This is a genomic window from Microcoleus sp. T2B6 (assembly GCF_036700475.1).
Classification (GTDB): domain Bacteria; phylum Cyanobacteriota; class Cyanobacteriia; order Cyanobacteriales; family Microcoleaceae; genus Microcoleus.
On the sequence record NZ_JAUBOZ010000039.1, the window covers coordinates 20440 to 34325 of the forward strand.

Below are 13886 nucleotides of genomic sequence, written 5' to 3' on the forward strand. Positions count from 1 at the left end.
GACAGTTCAAGCAAGATTGATATTAATTATTTAATCTTAGGCTGGCGGGAAGCAAGCTTCTGGCATTGCTTTAATTCTACCTGCACTTGCTGTGCTGTATTTTTCCAAGCTCGGGCTTGGGATTCAAAGTAATTTGCTTGAGCTTGAAAGTAATCTTTGGCTCTATAAAAGTTGTTCGTTGTCCACATATTCATAATATGTTCTACCCGACTTCTAACCTTTTTGCCTATCGCCTGCGGACTCAATAAAGACTTCAACTCCCTAGCTGCTCTTGCGCCTACTTCCTGGGCTTGCGGATAATTGTGAAAGACGTAATACATGAGAGCAGCAGCGTGTTCGATATCAGCTTCCGCCCAAGTGTTCCCTCTTTTGTAAGGCCCCTGCTCTTCTACAAGCGTCACCAAATCGTATTTAACTAAAAAACTATTACCGACATTCATAAATTCCATATTAGACGAGTAAGCCGTGGCGATTACTGGCTTGCCGTAAAACATAGCTTCAGCCATTGTCAGCCCGAAACCTTCAGCCCGATGCAGCGATACATAGCAGTCAGAATTGTAAATTAAGGCATTCACCTCTTCCTTCATCAAATGCCCCTCTATCAGGTGAACTGACGGATAGTTTGCCACTAACTCCTTAAATTTATCTCGCTGGTGAGGATAGTGCTCCGAGTTAGAAAACTTTATGACCAGCAAAACATCGTTATTTGACTCGCCGAAAGCTTGGATAAATGCCTGAACTACTCCTTCGGGATTTTTTCTTTCAAAGGTGCTCAGAGAGTCAAACATAAAAAGAAAAATAAACTTATCTGTAGGCAAACCTAAAGCTCCTTTTCCCAAAGAAGGCTGGGGCAGATCGAGGCTAGGCATGATCTTAATCACGGGGATAGGCGACACCGCTGCGATCGCTTCTGCTGAGTGATTGCTGTAAGTCCATATCTCGTCAAAGAAATCGAAAGCAAACCGCCACTCTGGAGGAAATGTCGGCAGTTCCCAAGCCCAACATCCAATATTGTAGTGATTTTGAAAATAACTTTTACCAAAAGCATCAATAAATGTACCCAGGGACTCGGCATTCACGTTGACCAAGTTAATTGCATAGGGGTTTTCTGCCGCAAAATCTTCCTCTTTGTAGCTGGTATCTAAGTTCCGGTGCCACTGGACATTCAGGCTATTAACTGTGTAGGGAATCCCCGCAGCTTTGATGGATCTAATATTGGCTCTGACACCTTCCCCAAGCCCAAACTCACCTTTGACAAAACCGCCTATATTAACTCCAAAATTAGAGTTTAATGTTTCCTTGTTCATAACATATCTCCCGTTATTCATAATTTAACTCACTCACGATCAAGTGCGGTCTTGCGGTATGCAAGTCAACAGCCGCAGCGGTTGCTTAAAATTCTATCTTTGCCGAGCCAGAGCTTGCTCCAGCTCCTTTTGAAGCTGGTGTGCCATCTGTCTCACAGCCAGATATTTGGATTGCAGCCAATCTTTTTCTGCCTGAACTTCCTGCATCAAAGTTTGAATCCGCTTCAATTCCTCCTGAGTTTGGCTTAGTTGCTCTTGCACTCCCTGCAATTGCTCAATTTTCCCTTGCATCAATTGTACAAAAGCGTGAGATTCCTCTAACTCTTCCTCAGAAGTGTGAAGTTGAGCAGCAAGCGTTGAAACCAGGAAAATAAAGTCAGGGGACTGTTCTAATTCTGCTGCTGTTTGGATTTCGGGCTGAGATTTCTCTAATTCTTGCTGTTCCTGATAAAGCATTTCGTAAAACAGAGGGGTAGGCTCTGCATTTAAGTTTAAGTGAAAATCGGCTGACACCTTAGAAAGCTGTATAACAGCGATCCCATTAGCACAGGGCCAAGGTGAATTGTATTCGACACTGCTAAGTTCGACAGCCTTTGATTCCCCCCAAACCATGCGGGGGCTGCTGCTTGTTGTTTCTATATTTATTAGCTTTAAAAAGCTAATTGATATAGCTGCTTGGGGAATGCCATATTTTTCGACTAAAAGATCCAAATACTCTTGACTGCACTGAATAAACCATCCGGCATCCGTGAGTTTGCCAAAAGGCACTGTAATCAAAGCTTTACCGTCTGTAGCAAGCAGGTCGTATATTTTGGCAATTGCTTTTAGCGGTTCTTCCAGATCGCGGGACTCTACCGACTGCCCGTAATGACCCGAAGGCTCAGCTCCCTGTCCTATATGTTCGACAGTAGAAACTGACACTATAGCGTCGTATTTCTCAGGCGATAAAAAGCTGATTAAGTCTTGATTATCTACCCCGACATCTATTTCAAATTTATCTATGATTTGTCTAGACTTAATTCCCAGATAGTCGCTGAGGGTGTTTTCATAATGAGAAAGTACATGGCCTACTTCTAGAATCCGTTTTTTACTGTCGAGATTGGCCAGAAAGTCAAAGGCGATCGCAACCTCAACTGCTCTCTCTGATGGATTGTTAAATTGGATTCTATTATAGGATAACTTTTTTCCTTGAAAAACAAACGTATTCTTCCACTCTGTCATCTTTAGTTTTTCACTTCCCAGATAGGTATTTTCATCTTTGCCTCAACTTATAAAAAAAATTGCAGCAATGTGTGAACCGGATACTAGAACTTGCACATTGAATTTCTTTTCCTGCAAGAGCGAGAAAGCGGTTGATTGAGAATCCAACTTTCCCGGAGACTTGCACGACAGATATTCAAATTTTAGATGAGTTTGCCTTGGTAAGGAGGCGGCGCATCAATTGTTTCCACTCTTCTGAGTTCGTCAAGGCATGGCTGTCAAGCTGCCCACCTTTCTCCGAGGAGAAAGTGCTAAAACTCTCTAACCAGTTACTTACTGTTTCAGTTCGCGGTAAAGACGTAAATTTCAAAGATTCCTGCAAGCACTCCCGCATTTTTTTCAAATCGCCGCTGCGATAGGCATACCATCCCTCCCACACTAATAGTCTGTAATGCTTTTGACCGTTTCCATTTGCCTGATTAGCAACAGCTTGTTGAAATTCTGCTCGCTGCAATTCCCAGTGATCCCGCTCTCCTTGAGCTTGAGAGCGCTCTAACTGTTCCTGAAGCTGGTGCAATTGAGACTGAGATTGCTCGAGTTCTGCAAAAACTTCGTGATACTGAGACTGCCACTGCTTCATTTCCTGCTGAGCACAGTGTGCAACAGACATCGCTTGAGAGAGTTCCTCTTGAGTGCGGTATTCCTGCGATCGCAAGTTTACCACCTCTACCTCGGCAGCGTGCAACAGCCCCTGCAATACCTCCAATTCTTCCTGGCGTTGCTGCAATTGTTCCTGAGTGCGCTCAAAGTCCTCCTGCATCTGGTGCTGTTGCCTCTGGAAGTTGGCCGCCTCTAGCTCGGCGGCCTGCCGTTGCGCCTGCAATACCTCCAATTCTTCCTGGCGTTGCTGCAATTCTGCCTGAGTGCGCTCAAAGTCCGCCTGCATCTGGTGCTGTTGCTTCTGGAAGTTGGCCGCCTCTAGCTCGGCGGCCTGCAGTTGCGCCTGCAATACCTCCAATTCTTCCTGGCGTTGCTGCAATTGTTCCTGACTTCGCTCAAAGTCCTCCTGCATCTGGTGCTGTTGCGCTTGCAACTGTGCCACTTTGGCCTCATTTTGATGCAGCCGCGCCTGCGATCGCTCCACTTCCTCCTGAGTCTGGTACAGTTGCGCTTGAAATTGTACCAATTCTGACTCTTTCTCGTGCAGTTTCGCTTGCGATCGCCCTATTTCTGTTTTAGCCGCGTGCAGTTGCACTTGAGATTGTACCAATTGTGCCTCTTTCTCGTGCAGTTGCCCTTGAGCTTGTCCTAACTCTGTTTGAGTTGCGTGCAGTTGCGCTTGAGATTGTACCCATTGCGCGTAGGTGTCGTGCAGTTGCGCTTGCGTTCGCCCTAATTCTGCCTCTGTCTCGCGCACTTTTACTTTGTACTGTTCTGAGTCAACTTTTTCAATAGTTTGCTGGTAATCTCTCGATACCAATAAAAAGTCTTTCAGTCCTAGCGAGTCATAATAAGATAATCTTTCAAACAGTGCTTCCGGTATATTACTTTCTGTCAGCAGGTGCAGCGACGAACCATTTGAGTACAGGTTTAAGCCCAACCTTTCTGCTAAAATAAAAAGTGATTTTGGAGTGTAAAAAGAGATGTGCTGCCCTTCGTGAGGCGCATAGTACCACCACTCTTCTGGTTTTGGGTCGCTGTCCGGCAGCAACTCCGTGCTAAATAAGATGTTTTTTGAATACTTTAATATCTCGCTAATTTCAACAATAGGATTGACAAAATGCTCGAATACTTCAAACGAAGTTGCTACTTCATAAGTTTCTCCCTCTTGTAAATTAGCTTCAAACCCTTGGGAAAATATATTTTCGCAATACTTGTCTTGCCAGAAAAACTTATAGTTGATGTCTCTCATCAGCCGGACAAATAAGCCGTAGCCACCGCCGCAGTCTAGGAAATTTGCCTCCGGGTTAAATAGTTTGGCAATTATATTACTCGCTACTCTCGATAGCATATAGTTTCTAAACACTAAACCCGCATCGCTGTGGGCTATAGGGCTGGCATAAGCTTCTTCCAGCCAGTAAGGATCTTCTGTTTGAACAAACCTGCAATTCCTACATTGAAAATAAGACACATCATATTTGTTTAAAACTTTGGCGCGGGCAAAGTAAAACGATTCCGCTTCACAAATTTTGCATTTCATATTTATGCTTCCCTCTAGCAACTGCTTGGCCAACTGTCTGAACACGAACCGGACAATAAATTCTGGATTTTCGTCTTACTTTCTTTACTGCCAATCTCCGCAGTATTTTACCTCATTTTGCGCCTAAACGAGAGATTTTTTCTTAAGCTGAGGCGATCGGGGACTAGACAAAAAATTCTATCTACTTTGCTCAATCCCCAACCCCCGCATTCCCAACTCTTCGACTCGTATGCCAAGCGCGAACAGGCCTACAACATGGGTAACAACTTAAGAATTAATTTCATTTGTCAATCAGTAACATTACTCAAAAAAACTGCTTTTCTAGGAGTGGAAAATTGGCGATTGGGGAGTGGGTGGGCATAAATCTGGCGCTCGGCATGATTCCTCGATCGCCCCAATCTGAGTTTTCTACCCAAAATCCGAGTAAATTCTGAGCATAATTGCTGATTGACAAATGCTTCCCTAACTTAAGTTGTCAGGGATGGGCCTACAAACACAACTAAGTTAGCAAGAAGCCCTACCTACACAGCATTTTCACGCTGGGGTCGCGGTTTCCTCTACCTGATCGGCTTCAGGCAGAGCACCTTTCATTAAGCCATCCAAGATACAGTGACAAATGCAGAGGTGGGTAATTTCAGCAAACCCGTAAGCCATTGTAGGGACGTAGAAATTGAGGTTGCCTAATTGGCGCAGGGGATTATCTGGCTCGAAAGCCGAGAGCGTAATTACGTAACAGCCCATTTGATTCGCTTGATTTGCGCCTGCGAGGATATTAGCAGACTGTCCAGAACTGCTAATGGCAAAGACGATATCTCCCGGCTGAGCAAAGGTAGCGATCGGCTTGCTAAAAACTTGTTCGTAGCCAAAATCATTGCTGATGCAGGTGAGGAGGGCTCCGTCGTTAAAGGCCATAGCCGGAAAACCCCCGTTCCGCCAGTAGTCGATCGCCTGGTGGCTGGCAACTGCTGCACTGCCGCCATTGCCAATAAAAATTACCTTTTTTTGCTGTTGGGTTTGCTTCCGCACTAAGGCAGCAGCCCGACTAATGCCTTCATCAAAAGACAGAGGTTGAGATTGGCGATCGCTGACCTCGAAAGTTTCGCTCAGACTCGCCAACTGGCGGAAATAATCAGTAGCAAAAGCAAGTTGCGACGGTAGTGTTTGCATAGGTACAGAATCTGGATATTGCAAAATAGAACGGGGCGGAACTCACTTGGAAAAAGCCTGCCAAGCTGCTGTGAGTTCAGGGGAGGCGATCGCATCCACAACTTTTGGCAAATTGTGCTGGATGTGAGGAACTGTAGGCAACTGAGCCAACTCCTCAAAGGTAAACAGCCCGAGTGCTTGACCTTCGGTTAATTGTAGCTGGCTGGCGGCTGTTGTCAGAGGCGCACCGTAGATATAGGTGACGCAAGGGGGGTCGGACTCTTCCCACGTCAGCAAGAACTTGAATTCGGGCGGCGTCCAGCCTATTTCTTCTTCAAGTTCCCGCGCGATCGCTTGAATGGGAGTTTCTCCGGGGTCTACAGCCCCCCCAAACAGCCCCCAATAATTGGGGTAATAAATATCAGGTTTGTTGTCTCGCAGTTGCAGCAGCAGGCGAGGCCCCTGATAAATAAACGCCTTGGAAACCTGAATCATCATTGGCGGCGGAGTTTCTCGAGCCACAGACATTATTTTTGTCCCAAACACTCAAACCATTCCTTTGTTGCTTGCTGAATCGAATCAGGCGTCCAGACCGGGGCCTCTCGCCACAGATCGATATTTGCCAGCATTTGCGATACCCCCTCTGGAAAAGAAACCTGTGGCTGCCATTTCAGTAGGGTTTTCGCTTTAGTAATGTCTCCCCAGGTACAGTCAGGTTCTCCGGGACGCTTGGGGATGTGGACGATTGGCCCTCCTAATAGTTCCACTAAAGTCAGGACGCTTTGAGGCTGGCCGGAGCAAATATTGATGATTTCACCCGCCAAATCTGACTCCGCAGCTTTCACAAAGCCTTCTACAACGTCGCTGACAAAGGTAAAGTCCCTGGTTTGGGTGCCGTCTCCGACCAAAGTAAAAGGTTTTCCCGATAATTTCTGAGCTAAAAAGACACCAAAAACAGCGCCGTAAGCTCCAGTAGTTCTAGAACGCGGGCCGTAGACGTTAAACAGCCGCAGGGATAGGGCCGGCAGTTTGTAGACCTTCGCCCAGTGAAGCACGAGTTGCTCTCCTAGATACTTAGTGAGAGCGTAGGGGTGTTCGGGAGAACAGGGATAAGTTTCCGGGGTGGGGTACTGGTCCGGGATGCCGTAGCAAGTCGAGGAAGCGGTGTAAATGAAGCGCTGGACTTGGGCGCTGCGGCAGGCTTCTAATAAGGCAAAGGTGCTTTGGACGTTGGCGTGGTAGTAATTGCCGGGGTTCTCAATGGACGGTACTAAATCAGCCAATCCCGCTAAGTGAAATACCCAGTCGATGCCTTCTAGGGTAGAGGGAGCGATGTCGGCTAAATCTTGTTCGAGAAAGGTAAAGTCGCCGTAGGTTTTGGCTGTTGCTAAGTTGGCTGTGCGACCTGTAATCAAGCTGTCCAAGCCAGTTACAGAGTGACCTAGAGCCAGGAGGCGATCGCAGAGGTGGCTGCCAATAAAGCCGGCCGCACCCGTAACTAAGCAGCGTTTTGAAGTTGTCATTAATCCTCCGGTTCTAATTCCTCGCCGAGAAATATTGTCCACAACATCTTACAGAATTACTGCCACAAAGCCTAGCAGCTTTAGCCGGCGAATCTAAAAATTAACCTTTGCTAATTTGCTGCCGCCACATTTCCTCAACTAAACGCATATCTTCTAAAGCATCTGCACCGCTAGCGATCGGTTCTAAGCCTTCTTGAACGTCTCTGACAAAAGCCTCTGCCTGACGGCGAAAAGCCCACGTCCACCCGCACACGGGAGTATAAACCTCGTGCAACAAATCTTTGCCCTTATACAGTTCTACTTTTGCCGGTACATTTCTCAACATTCCCGGCGGATGTTCGATGCGAAGGCGGCCGCGAGTAAAATATATTTCTGTGACTTCATCCCAACCCCGGTAGGTTAAACTACCTGCTTCTAAAACAGCGGCGTAACTGCCGAAGTCTAGGACAGCTACTTGTCCGTCGCTTTGTTTAAATTCGACGAATTTTACTTCAGGAGTGCGGCCTAAAAGATAGCGCAGCAGGTTGATGTTGTGGCAGTAAACGTTGAGAAACCGCGCATATTTCTGTTTGTACTCGTTCGGCATCCAGTCAGGAGCGATCGCCCACTCTTGACTGGATTCCGAAGTTTTTTCATCGGTGATAATTTGACCGTCAATATTGCAGTAAAATTCTCCCGTAAAGCAGTGAGATCGAACAAAAGTAACTTCGCCTAGTTCTCCAGTCTGCAACAGTTCATCTACAATTTTTTTTGCTGTTTGGACACCTTCATCGTGGCGTTTCATGTAACCCACGGCATAGCGAACTCCTCTATCGCGAGCTGCTTTTACTAAAATTTTTGCTTGTTCTACTGTTGCCGCCATCGGTTTTTCTGTAATGATATGCTTGCCGGCATTCAAGCAATCTAGGGCGATCGGGCCGATTTTCGGGCGTGAGGTGGCTACTGCCACAGCGTCAACTTCAGCGTCGCCCAGCAGTTCTTCGTGGCTTGAATAAGTGCGGGGAATGCCGTAACGTTCTGCGACCAGGCGGCGGCGTTCCGGTTTGTGTTCTGCGATCGCTGCAATTCGGCACTCGTCAATCGTTGCATAATTGGCTGCGTGAGCTAACTGTCCCATCAGTCCCGCACCCACAATGCCGATATTTACAGTTGAAATTTTTGGCTCGGAAGACATACATTTTCGATGAGTTGACGGCAGGAATTCTAAATACTAACTGGCTTTTTTTTGAAAACAGCGAAGTGATATTGCACTCCCCAATTCTTGATAAAAATAGCATCGGAGTTGCAGAAATCTGTTAAACCTTTTACGTCGCCCGCCGCCAGCAATTCAAAAATTATGTCAATACTTGCTATCAGTTGAATTGCCTCCTGCTTCTCTGCTTCTGAATCTGCTAGTACATCGCCCTCGCTCAACAATTTTTTAATCTGCTGCAAATCTTCTCGCACTTGTTGAACTACGCTCGCATCAAAATCATCAATCAATCTGTCAATCGAAGTTACTATCCTGTTCGCTACATCGCTAACTGCCTTGACTTCATCTGGCGATTGAGCAAACAAAAATAACTTCTTGCCAAAAGCAAAGCTCAGGCTACTTCTGGCAATAAAATCTAAATTGTTTGCTAGCTGTTCCTCTGGCGACAGCTCTTTTTTGTGCCAGTAAATGCTTAAAGTATCGCTGTAGTTAGGCCACGAAGAATACAGGGAAAACCCTGCTGACGATAACTTGCAGCACAAATCACTCGCATTCAAAAAATACTCATATCTCACAAATGGATTGTTCAAGACATCCATCACCCAAGATTCAAAAGCCCGCGTGTGAGGGATGGAGTTCCATTTGGCTTGAAATAGTCTCCAGGCATTTTCTGGGGAATCTAAACCTGTTAAAGCTTTAGTTCTAGCGTGAATTACTTTTAATATTAATTCGAGAAAAGAAGCTGTCGATTCGTAGTAGTTAATCACGCAAAATCCGTTTTCATTTAAGAGACGGCTGAAAAGTTCAATCCAGGTTGATTCGGGACGGACTGTATAAATGAAACCCTCAGCAACAATTAGATCGTATTTTTCTTGAGATTCAAACTGGGCAACATCAACTTCAACTAAAGATTCCAATTTGTCTTTCAAATTGAACTTTTCAAAGTACGCTAATATTTGAGGACGAGCGTTGGGGTTCGGTTCAACTAATGTCAGATTCGCTCCCCAACGGGCAAATACCAGTGAATTTTCGCCTGAATCGGGGCCAAATTCGACTGTACGGGATCCTTTAAATATTTGTACGGGCAAGTGCAGCTTGTCGCAAAATATATGGGATCTTTGGCGATCGTAGCGATCTAGTTGTTCGATAGTTGTGAACCGAGCAAAGGTGGGCAAAATACTTTGCTGTTCGTAATAGGCATACATTTTGTCAGTTTTTGGTGCAGTCATTGTCCAGAAATTCCTTGGGGGATGATTTGATGCGATCAATTTTACTGTATTCACCCTAGCTCGCAGACAGCTAATACCAATTTCAAAAAAGAATGCGACATTTGTATCGACGCTGAGTGTTGGGTTTTGTACCTCAAACCCACCTAATTATGGCAAATATTTATGAAATTGCTACAAACAGGTAGGTCTAACTAAACACAATATCCCCAGCGGAAAAAAAACGATTTCTCAGCCGACTTTATTTAACCCTACCTGCTTATTTTTAATTAAGGTAATCTTTAATTTTAGCAAGGATAGGTATGGAATCTAGACCGTGTTCTGTCGCGAATGAAGTTTGAGCTAGACTCTCGACAATACTATTAGCACAATTATAGTTTTTGTCTTCTCCATACCTTCGAGTTAATTCCACTAATAATTCCAGAGCGTAATCGGGAAAATTGAGAATATCAGCAATGCAAGCGAGTTTCAGTATTCGATCGGGTGTCGTCAAATGCCTATTTTTGTCGTGTTCCATCAAATCCCGAAACCAAAAAGCTTCGCAAGCAAAGAATAACTGGCCGCGGTGCTCTTTCGACAAGATAGGAATGCCTCTGCGTTTACCGCGAGCTATATAGGATAAATCGAATAATGTAAAACCCTTCTGTCTCCTAAGGTAGACATCTATATCTCCAAACAAAGGTTGATTCTCGTACAATTCAATAAACATAGTTTCAGCTACGACAGCTAGGATGCTGCTCTTCATAAGATTTGAGGCGCCTTCTAAAACATTCAGCTCTCCTCCTTGAACATCCATCATGATGATGTCTATTTCTTGAGGGTCTATTTTTCCAAAGAAATCATCGAGACTTATTGTTTCAATGTCTTCTATAGAATAAGTTGTGAAAGAACCTTCTGTTGTACTAAATTCCCAAATTCCACTCTCTTCTTGATATGAACTAAATCGCTCCATCATGGATAGTTTAGGAGGATAGAGGGACGAGCCGCAGGCATTTCTTGATACGTATAGCTTCTGCTTTCCTGATGAATCCCAAATAGCCATTGGAATGTGCTTTTCAGTCCAACTTACATTTTTTGCTGCCAAATTAGCATTCAACACATCGCAAGCAGAGCGATCGGCATCAAAGCCATAAATGGTTAGATTTGGAGCGAATATTTCCCATCCTTTCCCGGCTAAGTTCTCGTCGCGAGAACCCACAAAGCAAACATTTATGTGAATTTGATCTAAATGACCGCTTTTCTTTAAGTTTTGCAAAAACACTGACATTCTCACGCTCCTATCGATCGACTATGCAAAGCTGGAATCTTGGGCAGTCTAGTCTTATTTTACCATACAGCGAGTTGGTTAGACTCTCTGCCACCCTGTACTATACCGAAGGTTAGTGTAAGTAGCTGACTGTATGCAGTTGTTTGGTTAAACTTTCCATAAAAGTGCTTACACCATCGGTGTCTTGCTCGCTAGGCGACCACAAAGCAAACACTGTGTCGCTTCTGTTAAAAGGGCCAGTGGTTGTTTCGTGGAATACTAAAAACTCGGAATGGATCAGCAGCGTGTGATAGTAAGGCTCTGAAAGTCGATAGTAAAATTGCTTACCCGATTTAAAATCACCCATTTGAATTGCTTCGACGATGCTGCCTTCTTCATTAAAGATAATTACGTCAGCCGAGCCTTCTATTATATGAAATGATTCGCTTTTCTGCAAGTGTTTGTGCGGTCTGACGTAAGTATCTTGAGCGTGAACTATCAGCATTTCGTGCAGTTTGTCGTCAACTCCTTTGTGCGAACACAATCTAATCCGCTGGCGGATATTGTGTTGAGACATTTCTTTTAATGATTCTATGTCTTGTTGATTCACTTTGACGATGGGTTCGTCAGCGTACAGCACTTCTTTGTTGAATTCTTTAGTCCGCATGGTTTGATTCCCCAAGATAGAATAACTTAAATTTTTAGGGCGAGTTTACTAGCAGGAAAAATTGACGCAAATGTTCCTCCTTTTTCCAAAAAAGCTTGATTGTTTTGCAGGACTTTTGTTTCGCTGTCGGGACTGAGACTTAGCAGGCACAGTTTGATGTCATTTTCTAGCAAAGCAGCAGAATTGTAAATTGGCAGTCGCGAACTGGGCATGAACAGTCCTTGTTTGTTGGGGTTGTCGTCGGCGACAAATTCAAAATAGCCGTCTAACTCTAAGAAGGTGATAAAGGCACAGCACAGATGTCCAGCACCCATCAATGCAATTTTACCTTGATTCTGTCGGTATTCGGAAAAAAAGGTTTTCAATTTTTGCCGCTGTTCGGATAATCCTTGAGCGAAATCAGTAAGTCTGCTTTTTTCATTCTCTAAAATGCTGTCTGAGGGGAAAGTTGGAGTTACTGATTTTTGGCACTGTCCGATGCCGACGAGGGAATTTTCAAAGGGGTAAGGGAAGCTGTCAAAATGAATTAGCGAGAGTCCGCTAAAACTGAAACTGTTGCGGAAAGTTTCTGGAGTAAAGTAAATTATGTGTTCTTCCCAGATAGTGGTGTAATCGCATTTGGCAAGCGATCGCTCGCAGTCGGGTACTTCTAATATGATATATCCTTCTGGTGTTGCCAGTTCTCTGAGTGCTGCCGCGAAGTCTAGCGTATTATAGGCGTGTTCTAGGATGTGCCTAGCTATGACTATATCTGCTTTGCCGCGGGTCTGGGCGATGGATGCGGCTGTTTCCTGTGTTAAATGCGACTGAATTGTTTCTACTCCAGAACGGCGATCGCTGATTCCCAAATCTGTTTCGGGGTCAAGTCGCCAGGTATTTTTAAATCCCAGTTTCTGCATCCTTTCTAACAGCGGGTCATCTTTAAAGCTGATTCCACCGATCGCCGCATCTCGATTAATTCCCGGCAGTTTGCTGATTGTATCTGCTAGGGTATCGAGGTGCCCTTCCGGTTCTCGGTAGGTAATCCAATCGTAAAGCGGTTTGAGTTCTTCGGCTGGTACGGGACGGCTGATTTGAACCAGTCCGCAAGCGCTGCATTGGCCGACTACTATCGGGTGACTGTACTCTTCTGCGCTTGGAGAATCCAGAAACCGGTTGCTAATTGGCTGCATTCCTAAATCCAGCAAGTCTACCACTTCTTGATTTCCGCAAATATGGCAAGTGTTCATCAAATTTTATCCTCTATTTAGTTGGTTTTTGCTGACTTAATTTGCTCTAATTCTGATTGGTATGTTTGCCGCATTCCCTCTGCCAAATTCGTAAAACTGATGTTTGGCAAAAGTTTAGCTATATGGGAAGTATCAAATTTATGATCTACCTTTTCTTTGGTTCTGGGGCGCGAAGTTACTGGAATTTTTGACGGCACTAACTCTTCGATAATTCCTAGGGCTTCAACATAAGTATAACTCCGGCCACTGGCGATATTGAAAACTCCTTCGCAATCAGCCACAGCTAATTCATGCAAAATTTTTACTGTGTCTTCTACAAAGACAAATTCCCGCAGTTCCGTACCATCTCCCCAAAGTGTAATTTGTTCTTGATTCAGGGCAGCTTTGATGAAGCCACAAGGGCCGTAAGAATAAGAGCGATCGCCCCCTCCGTAAACTAAGGCAGGACGCGCGATCACTAGCTGTGTTTTGCCCTGTCCTTCTAATGTTTTGCGAAACAAACATTCAGCGGCGTATTTGGCTGTTCCGTAATAGGTACGCGGTTGAATTGGGGTTTCTTCGGTAATGTTGGTGTTGTGGATGTCTTCGCCGTAAACAGCGGCCGAACTGATAAAAACTAAGCGTTTTGCAGGATGGCTTTGCAGCAGGTGGCACATATTGACAGCCATCTGAATGTTTTGGCAAAAAGCATCTACAGTGTCTCCCAACTGTTTCTTAATTGCAGAACACATCACGACTGCTGTTTGCAAGTCTAAAAATTCTGCGATAGAGAAGGTATCTTCCGCTTTTGTGAGGTCGAAATCGGGGAAAGAACGGCCGACAATTTCTATTTCCGGCGATCGCTGGCGGAAAAATCTTTCTAAATGACCTCCGATAAATCCGGTATTGCCGAGAATAATGACTCGCCGAATATCGCTGGGAGTGACTGGGTTAGTGGGTGCAGGCATCTT

General features: G+C 44.9%; 12 protein-coding genes. All 12 read right to left on the bottom strand.

Annotated features, from left to right (window positions below; translation table 11 throughout):
- Positions 1-26: 26 nt before the first annotated feature.
- On the bottom strand, positions 27-1307 hold the full coding sequence (locus QUA00_RS18100) for a glycosyltransferase (protein ID WP_333410572.1): 1281 nt from the start codon (positions 1305-1307) through the stop codon (positions 27-29).
- A 93-nt stretch (positions 1308-1400) separates the two neighbouring features.
- Positions 1401-2528: a hypothetical protein gene (locus tag QUA00_RS18105; RefSeq protein WP_333410574.1), complete on the bottom strand. Its 1128-nt coding sequence runs from the start codon at positions 2526-2528 to the stop codon at positions 1401-1403.
- Positions 2529-2703: 175 nt separating this feature from the next.
- Positions 2704-4707 (bottom strand): methyltransferase domain-containing protein, encoded by a 2004-nt coding sequence (locus QUA00_RS18110; protein WP_333410577.1) that lies wholly within the window; start codon positions 4705-4707, stop codon positions 2704-2706.
- 534 nt (positions 4708-5241) lie between these two features.
- Positions 5242-5874 (bottom strand): SIS domain-containing protein, encoded by a 633-nt coding sequence (locus QUA00_RS18115; protein WP_333410579.1) that lies wholly within the window; start codon positions 5872-5874, stop codon positions 5242-5244.
- Positions 5875-5916: 42 nt separating this feature from the next.
- Positions 5917-6381, bottom strand: a complete 465-nt coding sequence (locus QUA00_RS18120) for an NUDIX hydrolase (protein WP_332943093.1) — start codon at positions 6379-6381, stop codon at positions 5917-5919.
- The gene (locus tag QUA00_RS18125; protein WP_333410581.1) at positions 6381-7376 is read right to left on the bottom strand and encodes an SDR family oxidoreductase; all 996 of its coding nucleotides are present in this window, start codon (positions 7374-7376) and stop codon (positions 6381-6383) included. The genes QUA00_RS18120 and QUA00_RS18125 overlap by 1 nt, the downstream gene beginning before the upstream one ends.
- Positions 7377-7476: 100 nt before the next feature.
- Positions 7477-8550 (bottom strand): Gfo/Idh/MocA family oxidoreductase, encoded by a 1074-nt coding sequence (locus QUA00_RS18130; RefSeq protein WP_333410583.1) that lies wholly within the window; start codon positions 8548-8550, stop codon positions 7477-7479.
- Between the two features lie 29 nt (positions 8551-8579).
- Positions 8580-9797: a methyltransferase domain-containing protein gene (locus QUA00_RS18135; RefSeq protein WP_333410586.1), complete on the bottom strand. Its 1218-nt coding sequence runs from the start codon at positions 9795-9797 to the stop codon at positions 8580-8582.
- A 262-nt stretch (positions 9798-10059) separates the two neighbouring features.
- Positions 10060-11061, bottom strand: coding sequence for an FkbM family methyltransferase (locus QUA00_RS18140; RefSeq protein WP_333410588.1), 1002 nt, complete (start codon positions 11059-11061; stop codon positions 10060-10062).
- Between the two features lie 112 nt (positions 11062-11173).
- Positions 11174-11707 (bottom strand): WbuC family cupin fold metalloprotein, encoded by a 534-nt coding sequence (locus tag QUA00_RS18145; RefSeq protein ID WP_333410590.1) that lies wholly within the window; start codon positions 11705-11707, stop codon positions 11174-11176.
- A gap of 26 nt (positions 11708-11733) precedes the next feature.
- Positions 11734-12936 (bottom strand): class I SAM-dependent methyltransferase, encoded by a 1203-nt coding sequence (locus tag QUA00_RS18150; RefSeq protein ID WP_333410592.1) that lies wholly within the window; start codon positions 12934-12936, stop codon positions 11734-11736.
- A 17-nt stretch (positions 12937-12953) separates the two neighbouring features.
- A complete protein-coding gene (locus QUA00_RS18155; protein ID WP_333410594.1) occupies positions 12954-13883 on the bottom strand; it encodes an NAD(P)-dependent oxidoreductase in 930 nt (309 codons plus the stop codon).
- Between the last annotated feature and the right edge of the window lie 3 nt (positions 13884-13886).

Excerpts from the sequence above, each read along its gene's own strand:
- QUA00_RS18100 (WP_333410572.1), bottom strand. The coding sequence starts at position 1,307 with ATGAACAAGGAAACATTAAACTCTAATTTTGGAGTTAATATAGGCGGT.
- QUA00_RS18105 (WP_333410574.1), bottom strand. The coding sequence starts at position 2,528 with ATGACAGAGTGGAAGAATACGTTTGTTTTTCAAGGAAAAAAGTTATCC.
- QUA00_RS18110 (WP_333410577.1), bottom strand. The coding sequence starts at position 4,707 with ATGAAATGCAAAATTTGTGAAGCGGAATCGTTTTACTTTGCCCGCGCC.
- QUA00_RS18115 (WP_333410579.1), bottom strand. The coding sequence starts at position 5,874 with ATGCAAACACTACCGTCGCAACTTGCTTTTGCTACTGATTATTTCCGC.
- QUA00_RS18120 (WP_332943093.1), bottom strand. The coding sequence starts at position 6,381 with ATGTCTGTGGCTCGAGAAACTCCGCCGCCAATGATGATTCAGGTTTCC.
- QUA00_RS18125 (WP_333410581.1), bottom strand. The coding sequence starts at position 7,376 with ATGACAACTTCAAAACGCTGCTTAGTTACGGGTGCGGCCGGCTTTATT.
- QUA00_RS18130 (WP_333410583.1), bottom strand. The coding sequence starts at position 8,550 with ATGTCTTCCGAGCCAAAAATTTCAACTGTAAATATCGGCATTGTGGGT.
- QUA00_RS18135 (WP_333410586.1), bottom strand. The coding sequence starts at position 9,797 with ATGACTGCACCAAAAACTGACAAAATGTATGCCTATTACGAACAGCAA.
- QUA00_RS18140 (WP_333410588.1), bottom strand. The coding sequence starts at position 11,061 with ATGTCAGTGTTTTTGCAAAACTTAAAGAAAAGCGGTCATTTAGATCAA.
- QUA00_RS18145 (WP_333410590.1), bottom strand. The coding sequence starts at position 11,707 with ATGCGGACTAAAGAATTCAACAAAGAAGTGCTGTACGCTGACGAACCC.
- QUA00_RS18150 (WP_333410592.1), bottom strand. The coding sequence starts at position 12,936 with ATGAACACTTGCCATATTTGCGGAAATCAAGAAGTGGTAGACTTGCTG.
- QUA00_RS18155 (WP_333410594.1), bottom strand. The coding sequence starts at position 13,883 with ATGCCTGCACCCACTAACCCAGTCACTCCCAGCGATATTCGGCGAGTC.